Source organism: Sphingobacterium thalpophilum, from assembly GCF_038396785.1.
Classification (GTDB): Bacteria; Bacteroidota; Bacteroidia; order Sphingobacteriales; family Sphingobacteriaceae; genus Sphingobacterium; species Sphingobacterium thalpophilum_A.
Window position 1 is genome coordinate 3,863,612 of sequence record NZ_CP151087.1, and the last position, 14,253, is coordinate 3,877,864.

Here is a 14,253-nt window from a genome sequence, read left to right on the forward strand (position 1 = left end):
TTTTATGTATTGAATTTATTCATTTTCTTCTTCAGGAATCGGATGCCACGGTTGAATAAAGATCCTTTCCGATGTGAATAGAAATACTTGATGGCCTCATAAGCTTGCTTGTTTTCTGAAATTTCCGTCGGAAAATACCGTACAGGGCTTTCTGCTAGTGTAACCTGATACGTAGCTTCCGCAGCTGTATGTGTACCCGAACCATCGTTGCCAATATTCTGTGTCATCGAATTCCTTGGATACAAAACTAACCCATTTTTTTTGAATACAGAAGCATACCAGCGTATCGCCCAAGAGTTGATCTTTCCGGCCTTAAATTCCTGCACTTGTTTCCAGAAGTTTTCTTTACCCTCTATACTGAATTGATGTATCTGCTCGGCCGTAAAATCCGATACAAGTTCATCAATATTCGGATTGAAATGTTGCCAGGCGCGGTCCCAGGTTGCCCAGCCCCAACTATTGGCGACCCGAAAAAAGAAGGTCTCAGGCAGTTTATTTAAATCTTTTAGCGGATAACCATAACCGCTGATCTCCATGACCTGATCTTGATCTTTATAGCGCTCCAGTGCTTGATTGAAATAATCTAGGGCAAACACAGCAGTTTCCAGATCATCTTCCAAAACTATAATCTTTCCATGTGCATTAACCACTTTTGTAACTCCGTCGATCACATTGGCTGCCAAACCCCAATTTTCTGTTCGTTCGACAATAATAACTTCTTTGAAGTTCCAGAACTCGTTGATAATCTTTCGGACTTCAGTAACAGCTTGAACAGATTTTTCGTTTTTTGCAGCATCCGAATAGATGTAAAGTGTAGTCTGGTCCGCAAGTTTATTCTTTTCTAAAGCTGAGAGCGTTCTTATCGTATGATCAGGACGATTGTACACAAAAAGTATGACTGGAGCAATACTGTTCATTTATCAATAGATTTTGTTGTATGCTTTTTTGTTGCTTAGACGAGTACGATAAACTGCTCCCGATTTGCCCAGCAATCTAAAAGCAATGTTTAAGTAGCTTTTTGCTTCAAAAATATGACCTTTAAAAATTGAAGCTCCCATTTTCTTCAGACTCGCCAATACGGCCATCGAAAAAGATCTTACAAAGGTATAATTGATATTGCAATACTCTGTCAAATGATAGACAAATTCGCTTTTCAGAAAGGTTTTTCGGTCTGTTTTACGCTGTTGTCTATCGTGATAGGCTCTGGCTCCTTCGGCAAGAACAATGCTTAATCCGTAGTACTTGATGCGGTTGGCATAATCCTTATCTTCTCCATAATGGAAAAAGATCGGCGCGAAACCACCGACTTTTCTGATCACCGGATTAGGGATAAACCAAAATGCAGCGTTGACGAAAGAGCAAATGCGATGTGAATTTTCGGTAGTAGCATTTTTTGTATATACAGCAAAACCATGGTCCAGCGTTTTTTCGGTTCCATCGTAGTGAATAGGCGAGATAATTCCGATATCGTCTGTGTTTATCTTCACTAAATTGGCAATACAGTCCCGATCCAGCCAGGCGTCCTGATTAACCAAAAATGCATAATCATATTCTTCCTTCAAAACAATGTCAAGTCCGATGTTGTTGGCCTTTCCAAAACCCAGATTTTCGGAACTTTCTATTAGTCTTATTGTCGGATACGTTTCTTTTATGATCTGTGTGGAATTGTCTACCGAATTGTTGTCGACAACTAAAATATCTGTAGGGTAGCTCGAATCCAATAGACTGGGTAAGCACTTGTGGATCCAAGGCTCAAAATTATAAGAGACGATTATGGTGAGAATCCTGGCCATCTATTTTTTTCGGATAACTGTTAGGAAATAGTGGAATAATTCCAACAAAATGCTGGGTTTAAAGATTCTATTGACAATGATATATGCACATACGGCCACTCCAATTGTGCTTGCAAACCTAAGATAGAGATTGGCGATAGCTGCGGTGGCATAATGAGCTGTAATACAACTGGCAGCTGCCAATAATGCATAAGCAAAAATATCTGCCAGAAGATAACGAAACGAATAACTCATATAAGGTTTAGCAGAAGCATACCATACGAATATCCAGAGCGTATTTAATGCTGAGGTTAATCCAATGAGCAATTCAAGACCTAATGATTTGCCGAAGAACAGAATAGCGATTTGGAGCAGACCAAACACGATGATATTCCGCATATAAACTTCGGGTTTTCCCTTGCTAATGATAAGGTTGGAAAAAACATTGCTTACAGAATCAAATGCCGCGCCAATACAAAATATTTGGAGAAATATGGCACTTTGTGCCCATTTATCGGTGATCGCAATAGTAATGAAATCTTGTGCTACAGTTGTTAAACCAAATAACATTGGAAAGGCTAAAAAGGCCGTAAAGGAAATTAGCTTGCGAAAAACCCGAACTTGTCTATCCTTATCATCTTCTATTTCCTTTAAAATAGGCTGTGTCACATTATTAACCATATTGGTCAATATATTCTGGGCCATGATGCTCCAACGATTTGGATTCACGGTATATCCTAGTTCTTCGGCGGTATAATGCCGGCCTAAGATCGCGGCATATATATTTTTGTTGATGTTGATGAAAATATTGGTGACTAGTATTTTACTGCTAAATCCTAAAATGTCGCGAATAGGTCGGAAATCGAACTGGAAAGTAGGTCTGAATTTGGAAAAATACCAGAATCCGAGCATATTGAAACCACTATATGAGACAATTTGGATGGCGTATGCCCAATAGGCATAGTCCTTATAGGCTAAATAAACCCCGACTATATTTGATGCAATAAGCGCAAAGGTGCCTGTGATGACTCTTTCTTTGATTTTTAAATTCCGGAAGAGGTAAGCATTGTGCGCAATACCAAAGCTGCCTAGCCAAAAGGATAAAAAGGTAAATCTACTAAGTTCTACAAGTACTGGTTGATTATAGTATAAGGCGATAAGAGGAGCCGCAAAAAATAAAACAATATAAATAAATGTTCCAATTCCTACACTTGTCCAAAATACCGCGTTATAATCTTTATGTTCGACTTCTTTTTTATTGACAATTCCATATACAAATCCACTTTCTTGAAAAGCAGAAGCGAGAACAGAAAAGATGGTGATCATAGCTACTAAGCCATAATCTTCTGCTGTTAGCTTACGGTTTAGTAGGATGCCGAAGCCGAAGCCCAAAAACTGCTGGATGATACTGGCCATACCACCCCATAGCAGTCCTTTTGTTGTTTTTGATTTTAAAGAGTCATTTTTCGTTTGCGATGACATGCTAAATTAAATGAGCGGCAATATTAAAGTATTGCAATTGTATTCGCAAATTCTTTTAGGGAAACATCAGTTGGATTGACATCGGTAATTAAATAAGAAATATCACGTAACGGCACAACTTTCATTTTTTGAACTGAATTTAGTTTCTCAGCAATACTTAAAATAGCCACTTTTTTCGAGCATTTAATCATTGCACGTTTGATTTGTACCACCTCCCAGTCAGAGTCGGTCACTCCGTCTTCTACGGAAAGAGAATTTGTCCCCAATAAACAAAGATCGACTTTAAGATCCGCCAATTCATTAGCTACCTGGGCTCCGGAAACAATGTTTGTATTGCGTGAAAGTTTTCCGCCAACTAAAATGACTTCAAGATTTGGCTTTTCGGCCAATTCTAGGGCAACTAATGGACTTATAGTAAAAAATGTACACTGAAAATGATCGGGTATTGTTCTCGCTAATTCAATTAAGGTTGTCCCGCCTCCGACTAAAACAGTCATTCCATTGGAGATTAAAGTGCTTGCTTTCTTGGCAATTTCTTTTTTTGCCTCCTTGGCATATACGTTTCCATCCTGAAAAGGGAATTGAAAAGATTTTGATAATGCCCCACCATAGACTTTTAGAACTTTTCCATTCTCGGCGAGTTCGTTTAAGTCACGTCTAATTGTATCTTCAGATACATTCAGTTGAACACTTAGATCTGACGATAAAACTTTGTTATGTAGGTTAATCTGATGTATAATGAATGCTTGTCTTTCTTCCTTTAACATTGGTCTTTGGTTTTTAATCGGAATTTAAAAATAATTAAAAAATCAGTCTAAATGTAGTGAAAATTATTCTTCCTTTTTGTCAATTTTTGTTATGCCAGCTTTGAACCTCGGTTTGAAGCCCGTGGGTTTACTTGCAGCGGATTCCTGTGTTTCTGTGCTGCTGTTTTCAGGTTCGGTTTTTACGCTGTTATCTAACTTAATTTCGTCTTTCGTATTGGGCAGCTGTGCCTGTTCAGAAGTTTCCGTTTTTGTTATGCCAGCTTTGAACCTTGGTTTGAAGCCCGTGGGTTTACTGGCAGCGGATTCCTGTGTTTCTGTGCTGCTGTTTTCAGGTTCAGTTTTTACGCTGTTATCTAGCTTAATTTCGTCTTTCGTATCGGGCAGTTGTGTCTGTTCAGAAGTTTCCGTTTTGGTTATGCCAGCTTTGAACCTTGGTTTGAAGCCCGTGGGTTTACTGGCAGGGGGTTCCTGTGTTTCTGTACTGCTGTTTTCAGGTTCAGTTTTTACGCTGTTATCTAACTTAATTTCGTCTTTCGTATCGGGCAGCTGTGCCTGTTCAGAAGTTTCCGTTTTTGTTACTCCAGCTTTGAACCTCGGTTTGAAGCCTGTAGGTTTTGGAGCGGAGTTTGTTGTCTCGTCCGTCGTTTCTTCGGATGCAGATGTGCTTGCGGCTGCGTCAGGAGATTTGGTTACTCCTGCTTTGAACCTCGGTTTGAAGCCTGTGGGTTTTGGAGCGGAGTTTGTTGTCTCGTCCGTCGTTTCTTCGGATGCAGATGTGCTTGCGGCTGCGTCAGGAGCTTTAGTAACTCCTGCTTTGAACCTTGGTTTGAAGCCTGTAGGTTTACTGGCAGCAGGTTCCTGTGTTTCTGTGTTGCTGTTTTCAGGTTCAGCCTTTACGTTGGTATCAAACTTAATTTCATCTTTCGTATCGGGCAACTGTGCCTGTTCAGAAGTTTCCGTTTTTGTTACTCCAGCTTTGAACCTTGGTTTGAAGCCTGTCGGTTTTGGAGCGGCTGTTATTGCCTCGTCGGTTTTTTCTTCTGGTACAGATGTGCTTGCGGCTGCGTCAGGAGCTTTAGTAACTCCTGCTTTGAACCTTGGTTTGAAGCCTGTCGGTATTGAATCAGGGGTGGATTCAGCTGAATCAGTTATTTCCTTTTTGGTTATTGCCTCGACTTCATCTTCTACGACTGTAGGCGGAGCCTTGAATCGCGGTTTAAAGCCTGCTGGTTTTGCCGTATGAATACTGGAGGTCTCGGATGCTGTATCAGTGATAACCTGCTTTACAATAGGTTTTGCAATGACAGTTTCCTCCTCTGCTAGATGGAAACTTTTTCGGAGCTTGTTGAACCAAAACTTTTTGCTGTGGTCAAAACTCTTTTCTCCCATAGCAGAATAATGTGCTTTGAACTCTTCAAATAAAGGTCCATCTGCAGCTTGTAAAGCTTTTAAATCAATTTTCTTTTTTATGAAAAATTCTTCAAAAGTCATCCTGTTATGAGTTTAATATAGTCTATTACAAATGTAGTAATTTTTCTGACGCAGCTGGGAGGCCTAAAATAAAAAAGAGCGACTAGCGCTCTTTTTTATTGTTTTATAGGTTCAATAGCTTAAGCCATGTTATGGTAAACTGCTTGAACATCGTCATCTTCTTCGATTTTATCGATCATCTTCAACACATCAGCAGCTTGTTCTTCCGTAATATCTGAATGCGATAAAGCAATACGTTCCAATTTCGCAGATGTTACTTCAATTCCCTTTTCTTCAAGTAATTTTTGCATATTACCAAAGTCTTCGAAGGAAGTTTGAACGACAGCAATATCATTGCCTTCTTCATCAGCTTCTACGTACAATTCTTCTAAGCCTCCATCGATCAACTCTAATTCAAGCTCTTCTAGGTCCAGTTCGTCTGTTGCAGCAAAACGGAAAATGGATTTACGATTGAAAATAAAATCCAATGATCCTGTTTTTCCCAATGAACCACCTGCTTTTGTAAAATAGCTACGGATGTTTCCTACGGTGCGGTTGGTGTTATCTGTTGCAGTTTCAATTAAAACAGGTACACCATGCGGGCCATAGCCTTCGTATACATACTCTTCGTAGCCTTTTGAATCTTTTTCTGAAGCACGTTTGATTGCGGCTTCGATACGATCCTTGGGCATATTTACTGCCTTGGCATTGTGTATTGCTGTACGAAGTCTCGAGTTGGTTTCAGGGTTAGGGCCGCTTTCTTTAACCGCCATGGCGATTTCTTTACCTAAACGTGTAAATTGAACGGCCATTTTGGCCCAGCGTTTGAATTTCCGCTCTTTTCTGAATTCGAAAGCTCTTCCCATTGTTATATTTTGTTTTTAAGATTTTCAATCATGTCGACTGTCATCTTCTGGATGTCAAATTCCGGCGTCCAGTTCCAGTCTTTTCTTGCATAAGAATCGTCTAGACTAGCAGGCCATGAATCGGCAATCTGTTGTCTTGGATCGTTCTCGATGTAAGAGATTGCAAAATTAGGAAGAATTTTTTTAATTTCTTGTGCAAGTTCTTTTGGCGTAAAAGTAATACCACCAAGGTTATAACTGTGACGAATGCTTAGACTTTCTTTCGGTGCGTCCATTAATTCGAGTGTACCACGGATGGCATCCTCCATATATAACATGGGTAATGCTGTGTTTTCAGATAAGAAACAGGCATAAGTCCCGGTTTTCAATGCTTCATAAAAAATATCGACTGCATAATCTGTCGTTCCACCTCCTGGTTCAGTTTTCCAGGAAATGATGCCCGGATAACGGACACTACGAATATCCAGGCCACGGTGTTCCTGATACCATTCGATGAGGCGCTCACCTGCAAGTTTGCTGATGCCATAAATCGTGTTGGGATCCATGACGCAATATTGTTCGGTATTTGTTTTCGGAGAATGCGGTCCAAAAACAGCGATTGAGCTTGGCCAGAATATCTTGGAGACTTTATAGTTCACGGCTAGATCAAGAACATTCAATAAACCATTCATATTCAATTCCCAAGCCTTTTCAGGGTATTTCTCACCTGTAGCCGAAAGCATAGCAGCTAGTAGATAGACTTGAGTAGGTTTGTATTTTTGAAATAATGTCTCGAGTCCGTTTTTGTCAAGAACATTAGCGATTTCGAAATTTTCGTCAGGGCTTTTAATCTGTGGTTCTCTAATGTCAGTGGTTACAACATTGTCTGCACCAAATTTTTTGCGCAAGGCGATAGCTAATTCTGTGCCGATCTGGCCATTTGCACCAATGATAATAATGCTTTCTTTCATTTGTAAGTTTTATTTTATGAAGCTCCCGCTTTCACTATATTGAGGATCTATACTCAAGAATATAAATGAATCGCTTCGCTCGTTTCTTCCTATCGATATAATAGGATCTAGCCTGACATAATTTACGTTTCATCATGTAATGAAAAATGAAATTTCAACCATGGCGGTTTATGATGCAAATATAAAGGCTTTTCAGTATCTATCAACTTTGATGGCTTTAGGGGGGAAGGGAAAAAATGCTAATTTATAGACTCTCTTGGCTGTTTTTATGAGATTTTAAACTGTTTCAATCGTTTGTTCTTTTTTTTTGAATAAGCAGCGAAAATTTTTATTTTTTTTGAATTGCTTTGATCTTGATTTCTAGCAATAGTTATGGGGTGCAGGGATTCCATTTTAGCAATTTAGGCGGGAAAATGCTAAATGTTGTGACATTTTTAGCTAAGCGCTTAATATTTTGTTATTTTAATAGTGGAATTGGGGAATATTTTTTAAATTTGAAGAATTCATTCTTCGAGAATCAACTAAAAACAAAATCAAATAACAATTTTAATATACACAATTTAAACACAGACAAAAATGAAAGTGGCAGTAGTCGGCGCAACAGGCCTTGTAGGTACTGAGATGCTAACCGTGTTGGCGGCGCGAAATTTCCCAGTAACAGAATTAATTCCAGTAGCTTCAGAGCGTAGTAAGGGTAAGGAAATTGAATTCAAGGGAAAGAAGTATAAGGTGGTTACACCATCTGAGGCTATTGCTTTGAAACCTGATGTTGCGTTATTTTCTGCTGGCGGTGATACCTCGAAAGAATTTGCCCCTCAATTTGCAGAAGCTGGAATTACAGTGATCGACAATTCTTCAGCATGGCGTATGGATCCAACGAAAAAGTTGGTTGTTCCAGAAGTAAATGGTGATGTGTTATCTGCTGAAGATAAAATTATTGCAAACCCGAATTGTTCAACTATACAAATGGTGGTGGCTTTAAAGCCATTACATGATAAATATAAAATCAAACGTGTTGTCGTTTCTACCTACCAATCTGTAACAGGTACAGGTGTTAAGGCCGTTAACCAATTGATGGATGAACGTGCCGGAAAAGATGGTGAAAAAGCTTATCCTTATCAGATTGATCTGAACGTGATTCCGCATATTGATGTTTTCCAAGAAAATGGATACACCAAAGAGGAGATGAAGATGATTTTGGAAACAAATAAAATCATGCGTGATGATTCTATTAAAGTAACTGCAACGACAGTGCGTATTCCTGTTATGGGAGGACACTCTGAATCATTGAATATCGAATTTGAAAATGACTTTGATTTGAATGATGTACGTGCAGCTTTAGCCGCGCAAAGTGGCTGTATTGTTGTCGACGATCCTGCGTCACTACAATATCCAATGCCAAAGGATGCACACGGTAGAGATGAGGTTTTTGTAGGACGCATCCGTCGTGATGAATCTCAGCCAAATACGCTCAACATGTGGGTAGTAGCGGATAACTTACGTAAGGGTGCTGCAACAAATGCAGTTCAGGTAGCGGAATTATTGGCTGAAAAAGGATTGATCTAACTCAAGTAGATTCCATAATAAATATTGAGCCCCCATGAATTCGTTCATGGGGGCTCTTTTTTGTTCCATTAGCAAATCACAATTTAGATACTTATGATTTGGTCCTTGATGTCGGGGCTATAAATTATGGTGTCAATGTTGTGGGGTGGATCGAAAATTCAATCTTGTCATTCAACGGAGCATAGCTTTCTTTGCTTTGCTCTTCCAGTCGATCTGGAAATAGAATGCCGAAAAGATGATCCGTTTCGTGCTGAAAAATAACAGCAGTAAAACCCTCGATATTTTCTTCGATAACTTTACCTTCTTTATTGATGTATTGCAGGCGGATCGCATAACTCCGTAATACATCTTCTTTACGGTTGGGGATAGAAAGACAGCCTTCTGCACCTTTGCGCTTCAGTTTGGAGCGCCATAGAATTTTAGGATTTACATAGAATTCAAATGGCTGATCCGGTTTGTCAAATCGCTGTACCCAGATTAAATTTTTATTGATGCCGATCTGTGGCGCTGCGATGCCTACACCGGGGTGATTGGGATCACGTACAGTCGCGAACATTCTTTTGGAAAGAGACTCAATCAATGGGTCGTTGTATTTGACATCACTGCTTGTCGCTTTTAAAACTCTCAGATCTTTATCGTCTGTTGTTTGCAATACGCGAAGAATTGCATTTTCATCTCCTGATAAAATGATTTTCTTGTCGGCAGCACTGAACTCCTGTCCTGCGTTAAGATTGACTGGTCTTTCATTCTTTGACTTATGAAATGCTTTTTCTCCGGCCATAATTTTTGTTTCTAAATTGTTCTCGACTGGGGGTACTGGGCAACGGTACCCGTTGCTATAGGCACAGTATGGGTTGTAGGCTTTGTTAAAGTCTATCTCAACATCGTTTCCTTTAATGTCGTCTGTGGATAAATCAATATACCGGCCCCCACTGTAGCTTTCCTGACCATTTGTTAAATCTAAAAATGGTAAAAATAAATGTTTTTTGTATGCAGGATTTTGAAATAATGCGACACTTTGGTAGACATTCAACGTATGTTCTTTTCCATGAAGCGTAAATGTTATGATAGCATAACGTTTGTATTCGTTGCTTGTGCCGTCGTAGGTCGGCATCCGGAATACCGGTTCATCAAATAGGACTTCAATTTTGGCGTTGACTTTATAACTGGCGTCTACAGGAAAGTAATCCAAAAACGCTACCTGATCTGATTTCAATGGGCCATATTGTTCTTTCGCCAATTCAGCGGCTTTTTCTTCACGAAGAGCAGTAATGTGTTGCTCGTATTTACTTTGGGCATGCGTATTCAAGCATAAGGCCAAAAGGAAACTGGCAATAAGTGTTTTTTTCATTTGTTTGCATATTTATTTGCCCGATTTCATACAGCCCAATGCCCTGTTGCTTTTGCTGTTATTTTGATCCGTTTACTTATAGGGTAAGTCGGTAGACCCGCTATGATCGGATTGAATTCGGTGATCTATTGCCCCAAAAAGCAAGTTAGTTTGCTTTTGTTAAATAGTCTATCAAAGTTATAGTTTTTTTTGATTAAAAAGTCAGAATTAAAAGATCAAAAATGAAAAGGGCATGTATTGAAAAGAAGTGTCCAATTGAAATATTACATCTTCCTGTGTAATACTCAGGACTACTTTGTATTTTTGTGAAAAATATATATCCATGAGATTGATGGCCTTTGATTACGGTACAAAACGAATAGGGGTTGCGGTGACCGATCCAATGCAAATTATTGCTACAGCATTGACGACGGTACACCCGCAGGATATCTGGACATACTTAGCCGATTATTTACAGACAGAACAGGTGGAAACTTTTGTTGTAGGCAAGCCACGGCAACTGGATGGGACCGACTCTGAATCCGCACAGCATGTTGTCGGGTTTATTCGAAAACTGAAAAAGACTTATCCCACAATTGCTGTCGCTGAAATAGACGAGCGTTTTACTTCTAAAATGGCTTCTGCAGCGATCGCACAAAGTGGCAAAAAAAAGAAGGATCGTCAACAAAAAGGGCTGATTGACACGGTGTCTGCAACGATTATTTTGCAAAGCTACATGGATAGCCGTAATTTTTAGATACACAGCGACTAATACGTCAAAATAAGAATGAATAAAAAATAGAAGGATGAAGAGCATATTATTTTTTACCGAGGATACGGATTTCAAATTAAAAGAAAAGGGAAAGATTCGTCAATGGATTGCTGATGCCATCAAAGGCGAAGGATTTAAGCGTGTGGGCGAATTGAGCTTTATCCTTTGCTCGGATGCTTACTTGCTTGAAATCAATAAGCAATATTTAAATCACGACACCTATACTGATATCGTTACTTTTGATTCTTCCGAATATGAGGACACCATCGCCGGCGATATTTTTATCAGTGTGGAACGTATTCAGGAGAATGCCGAAAAATTTAAGGTTGATGTGCGAGACGAGCTTCATCGGGTGATCATTCATGGTGTAATGCATCTGTGCGGTTATCCGGATAAAAAGCCGGCAGATAAAGCCAAGATGACCGCCAAGGAGGATGAGTATCTCGGTAAAAGAAACTTTTAATATACTCCTTCGTGCATTCATTAGGACCCACAGTTCGGTGAACCGACTGAAGATTCTATTTTACTCGAGAGAAGGAAGCAATACATAAAAAAAGCGCTTTACAATTTGTAAAACGCTTTTTTTATGTTGTTTCTAACGACTAGAATCTTTCAAATTGAGAGAAGAAGAAGTTTCCTTCAATAGCAGCATTCTCATCTGAATCCGATCCATGTATAGCGTTTGCATCAATAGATTTAGCATATTTGTTACGGATTGTACCTTCAGCTGCATCAGCAGGATTAGTCGCGCCGATCAATGTGCGGAAATCCTCAACAGCATTATCTTTTTCCAGGATTGCAGCAACGATAGGACCTGAAGTCATAAAGTTTACCAACTCACCATAGAAAGGACGCTCTTTGTGTACTGCATAGAATGCACCTGCTGTCTCTTGAGAAAGTTGGATGTATTTCATTGCAATGATTTTAAAACCACCAGCAATGATATCGTTCAAGATTGCACCGATGTGACCGTTCGCTACTGCGTCAGGTTTGATCATCGTAAAAGTTCTGTTAGTTGCCATTATTTTAATTTTTTTGCAAAATTAGATAAATTGCTTTTCATATGCAATATCATTACGCCTCAATATAGACACAATTATTGATAAGCCGACTAGCTGATGTCACCCTTATCGCTAAATTATTGGTTTTTGTTCCCGGATTTGTGCATCTACTGAAATAGATGTTTCCTTTTGTTCCCAGCCCAATGTTTTTCTCTGTATGTAACAAAACTTTGTATCTGGCCGTTTATAGAAAAGTAAAAAAACAATTGATCTAAGTTCAATACGAATATGTAACTTTGTGTTATTATGGCATTAAATCTAACAGTAGACATCGATAAAGATTCAGGCTTTTGCTTTGGAGTGGTATACGCTATTGATATGGCAGAGGAAATTTTGGAGGAAGAGGGTTATCTTTATTGTTTGGGAGATATCGTTCATAATGACGAAGAAGTTGCCCGATTGAAAGCAAAAGGCTTACGCATTATCGATCATGCCGCCCTGCCGACCTTGAGCAATGAAAAGGTATTGATCCGTGCTCATGGTGAAGCCCCCGAGACTTATCGTGTTGCTTTGGAAAATAACATTACCTTGATAGATGCCTCTTGTCCTGTAGTGCTCAAACTACAGAACCGTATAAAAACGTCGTTCGATCAAGAGGAGAAAATTTTAATCTTTGGGAAGCACGGGCATGCTGAAGTGATCGGCTTGCAGGGGCAGACAAATAATGAAGCCTTAGTTTTTCAGGATATTTCCGAATTGGATCAAGTCGAATTGCCCGCCTCATTTACCTTATACAGCCAGACAACAAAAAGCGTGGATAAATTTTATGCCATCAAAGACGAACTGATCAGGCGAGGGTATGAAGTGAAAGCTAATGATACCATTTGTCGACAAGTTTCCAATCGATACGAAGATCTTGGCGCTTTCGCCAGACAATATGATAAGATCGTTTTTGTCTCAGGTAAGAAATCCTCCAATGGAAAGGTGCTGTTTGAAGTTTGTCAGAATGCCAATCCCGCTAGTTATTTTATTTCTGATCCTGCTGAATTAGATGCATCAGTCTTTGCTGAAAATGATCGTATTGGTATCTGTGGTGCCACTTCAACGCCAATGTGGTTGATGAAAGATGTAAAAGCAAGTTTAGAAGCATTATAAGCACAATTACCCGTCACAGATATTTCATAATTCCGCGGTTTAGATCCGGAGTGCATTCTTTTTTGCGTAGCTTTGTAAGCTATGAGCAATAAAGGCAAAAAAGGTATTCTTTTAGTACAATTGGGTACACCTGATAGTCCCACTACTCCAGATGTAAAGAGATATTTAACGGAGTTCCTAATGGATCCGCGAGTTATTGATATTCCTTATTTTCAACGCACCTTATTGGTCAAGGGAATCATTGCACGTACACGTGCGCCCAAATCGGCAAAAGTATACGAAACGATTTGGGATAAAGAAACGGGATCACCTTTGATGCACTATAGTATTTTGCAACGCAATCTGCTTCAAGAAGCGTTGGGTGAAGAATACCATGTGGAATTAGCGATGCGTTACCAAAACCCATCGATTGAGGCTGCATTGAAAAATATGGAGGGTCTATTTTTGGAGTCCATTCGTGTCATTCCTTTATTTCCACAGTACGCTTCAGCAACATCGGGTTCGGTCATCGATCGTGTCATGGAGCTTATTCGCAAATGGAATTATCTGCCAGAAATCAGTTTCGTAAGCAATTTCTGTACGGACGACTTAATGGCAGAAACTTATGCGGATCATGCCCGCAGGCACGATTTGGAAAGTTTTGACCATTTTGTCTTTAGTTATCACGGCCTTCCTGTGCGGCAGCTTGGAAAAGTAGATCCGACAGGTCAGCTTAAATGCCCCGAATCAGGCTGTGATTCTTGTAAAATGACAGTCAATTCATATTGCTATCTTTCGCAATGTTATGCGACAACACGGACGATAGCTGCCAAGCTCGGGTTGAAAAAAGAACAATATTCGCTCTGCTTTCAATCCCGTTTAGGTAAAGAACCCTGGATACAGCCCTATACCTCCGATTTATTGCATGATCTTGCCGCTAAGGGTTATAAGAAGTTATTAATTTTTAGTCCTGCTTTTGTGGCGGATTGTATCGAGACCATTGATGAAATTGGCGTGGAATATGCTAATGAATTTAAACATTTAGGGGGGGAGGAAGTGTGTTTGGTAGAGAGTCTTAATGATGATCCCAAATGGATCGAATCTTTAAAACAATTGGCGCTTAATGCCAAAAACTAAAATCGA

Annotated in this window: 14 protein-coding genes; 5 read left to right on the top strand and 9 right to left on the bottom strand. The window is 39.6% G+C overall.

Annotated elements, in window-relative coordinates; all coding sequences use genetic code 11:
- Window positions 1–2: 2 nt before the first annotated feature.
- The 7 genes from AACH28_RS17205 to AACH28_RS17235 form a co-directional block, all read right to left on the bottom strand.
- On the bottom strand, window positions 3–917 hold the full coding sequence (locus AACH28_RS17205; RefSeq protein WP_341831084.1) for a sugar transferase: 915 nt from the start codon (window positions 915–917) through the stop codon (window positions 3–5).
- A gap of 3 nt (window positions 918–920) precedes the next feature.
- The gene (locus AACH28_RS17210; RefSeq protein WP_341831085.1) at window positions 921–1,793 is read right to left on the bottom strand and encodes a glycosyltransferase family 2 protein; all 873 of its coding nucleotides are present in this window, start codon (window positions 1,791–1,793) and stop codon (window positions 921–923) included.
- On the bottom strand, window positions 1,794–3,254 hold the full coding sequence (locus AACH28_RS17215) for a lipopolysaccharide biosynthesis protein (RefSeq protein ID WP_341831086.1): 1,461 nt from the start codon (window positions 3,252–3,254) through the stop codon (window positions 1,794–1,796). It lies immediately after the preceding gene.
- Window positions 3,255–3,277: 23 nt separating this feature from the next.
- Complete coding sequence (locus AACH28_RS17220; protein WP_341831087.1) at window positions 3,278–4,021, bottom strand: DeoR/GlpR family DNA-binding transcription regulator; 744 nt, start codon at window positions 4,019–4,021, stop codon at window positions 3,278–3,280.
- A 63-nt stretch (window positions 4,022–4,084) separates the two neighbouring features.
- A complete protein-coding gene (locus AACH28_RS17225) occupies window positions 4,085–5,512 on the bottom strand; it encodes a hypothetical protein (protein ID WP_341831088.1) in 1,428 nt (475 codons plus the stop codon).
- Window positions 5,513–5,631: 119 nt separating this feature from the next.
- A complete protein-coding gene (locus tag AACH28_RS17230; protein WP_341831089.1) occupies window positions 5,632–6,357 on the bottom strand; it encodes a YebC/PmpR family DNA-binding transcriptional regulator in 726 nt (241 codons plus the stop codon).
- Between the two features lie 2 nt (window positions 6,358–6,359).
- Window positions 6,360–7,307, bottom strand: a complete 948-nt coding sequence (locus tag AACH28_RS17235; RefSeq protein WP_317669178.1) for an NAD-dependent epimerase/dehydratase family protein — start codon at window positions 7,305–7,307, stop codon at window positions 6,360–6,362.
- 576 nt (window positions 7,308–7,883) lie between these two features.
- Between AACH28_RS17235 and AACH28_RS17240 the strand changes: the two genes are divergently transcribed.
- Complete coding sequence (locus tag AACH28_RS17240; protein ID WP_046671587.1) at window positions 7,884–8,873, top strand: aspartate-semialdehyde dehydrogenase; 990 nt, start codon at window positions 7,884–7,886, stop codon at window positions 8,871–8,873.
- A gap of 124 nt (window positions 8,874–8,997) precedes the next feature.
- Here AACH28_RS17240 and def read toward each other — a convergent pair whose 3' ends face one another.
- A complete protein-coding gene (gene def / locus AACH28_RS17245; protein WP_286769196.1) occupies window positions 8,998–10,224 on the bottom strand; it encodes a peptide deformylase in 1,227 nt (408 codons plus the stop codon).
- A 322-nt stretch (window positions 10,225–10,546) separates the two neighbouring features.
- Between def and ruvX the strand changes: the two genes are divergently transcribed.
- Both ruvX and ybeY read left to right on the top strand, forming a co-directional pair.
- Window positions 10,547–10,960 carry a Holliday junction resolvase RuvX gene (ruvX, locus tag AACH28_RS17250; RefSeq protein WP_070561409.1) on the top strand — a complete coding sequence of 138 codons (414 nt, stop codon included), beginning with the start codon at window positions 10,547–10,549 and terminating at the stop codon, window positions 10,958–10,960.
- Between the two features lie 49 nt (window positions 10,961–11,009).
- Complete coding sequence (gene ybeY, locus AACH28_RS17255; RefSeq protein ID WP_070561407.1) at window positions 11,010–11,438, top strand: rRNA maturation RNase YbeY; 429 nt, start codon at window positions 11,010–11,012, stop codon at window positions 11,436–11,438.
- A 139-nt stretch (window positions 11,439–11,577) separates the two neighbouring features.
- Here the strand turns inward: ybeY and AACH28_RS17260 are convergent, their stop codons facing one another.
- Window positions 11,578–11,997 carry a nucleoside-diphosphate kinase gene (locus AACH28_RS17260; RefSeq protein WP_046672716.1) on the bottom strand — a complete coding sequence of 140 codons (420 nt, stop codon included), beginning with the start codon at window positions 11,995–11,997 and terminating at the stop codon, window positions 11,578–11,580.
- A 285-nt stretch (window positions 11,998–12,282) separates the two neighbouring features.
- Here AACH28_RS17260 and AACH28_RS17265 point away from each other — a divergent pair, with 285 nt between their 5' ends.
- Together AACH28_RS17265 and hemH are read left to right on the top strand one after the other, a co-directional pair.
- The gene (locus AACH28_RS17265; protein WP_070561403.1) at window positions 12,283–13,131 is read left to right on the top strand and encodes a 4-hydroxy-3-methylbut-2-enyl diphosphate reductase; all 849 of its coding nucleotides are present in this window, start codon (window positions 12,283–12,285) and stop codon (window positions 13,129–13,131) included.
- Between the two features lie 81 nt (window positions 13,132–13,212).
- A complete protein-coding gene (gene hemH, locus AACH28_RS17270) occupies window positions 13,213–14,247 on the top strand; it encodes a ferrochelatase (protein WP_070561401.1) in 1,035 nt (344 codons plus the stop codon).
- Window positions 14,248–14,253: the final 6 nt, after the last annotated feature.

Coding starts and splice junctions, on each gene's coding strand:
- ybeY (WP_070561407.1), top strand. CDS start 11,010: ATGAAGAGCATATTATTTTTTACCGAGGATACGGATTTCAAATTAAAA.
- ruvX (WP_070561409.1), top strand. CDS start 10,547: ATGAGATTGATGGCCTTTGATTACGGTACAAAACGAATAGGGGTTGCG.
- AACH28_RS17220 (WP_341831087.1), bottom strand. CDS start 4,021: ATGTTAAAGGAAGAAAGACAAGCATTCATTATACATCAGATTAACCTA.
- AACH28_RS17240 (WP_046671587.1), top strand. CDS start 7,884: ATGAAAGTGGCAGTAGTCGGCGCAACAGGCCTTGTAGGTACTGAGATG.
- def (WP_286769196.1), bottom strand. CDS start 10,224: ATGAAAAAAACACTTATTGCCAGTTTCCTTTTGGCCTTATGCTTGAAT.
- hemH (WP_070561401.1), top strand. CDS start 13,213: ATGAGCAATAAAGGCAAAAAAGGTATTCTTTTAGTACAATTGGGTACA.
- AACH28_RS17215 (WP_341831086.1), bottom strand. CDS start 3,254: ATGTCATCGCAAACGAAAAATGACTCTTTAAAATCAAAAACAACAAAA.
- AACH28_RS17235 (WP_317669178.1), bottom strand. CDS start 7,307: ATGAAAGAAAGCATTATTATCATTGGTGCAAATGGCCAGATCGGCACA.
- AACH28_RS17230 (WP_341831089.1), bottom strand. CDS start 6,357: ATGGGAAGAGCTTTCGAATTCAGAAAAGAGCGGAAATTCAAACGCTGG.
- AACH28_RS17205 (WP_341831084.1), bottom strand. CDS start 917: ATGAACAGTATTGCTCCAGTCATACTTTTTGTGTACAATCGTCCTGAT.
- AACH28_RS17210 (WP_341831085.1), bottom strand. CDS start 1,793: ATGGCCAGGATTCTCACCATAATCGTCTCTTATAATTTTGAGCCTTGG.
- AACH28_RS17260 (WP_046672716.1), bottom strand. CDS start 11,997: ATGGCAACTAACAGAACTTTTACGATGATCAAACCTGACGCAGTAGCG.
- AACH28_RS17265 (WP_070561403.1), top strand. CDS start 12,283: ATGGCATTAAATCTAACAGTAGACATCGATAAAGATTCAGGCTTTTGC.
- AACH28_RS17225 (WP_341831088.1), bottom strand. CDS start 5,512: ATGACTTTTGAAGAATTTTTCATAAAAAAGAAAATTGATTTAAAAGCT.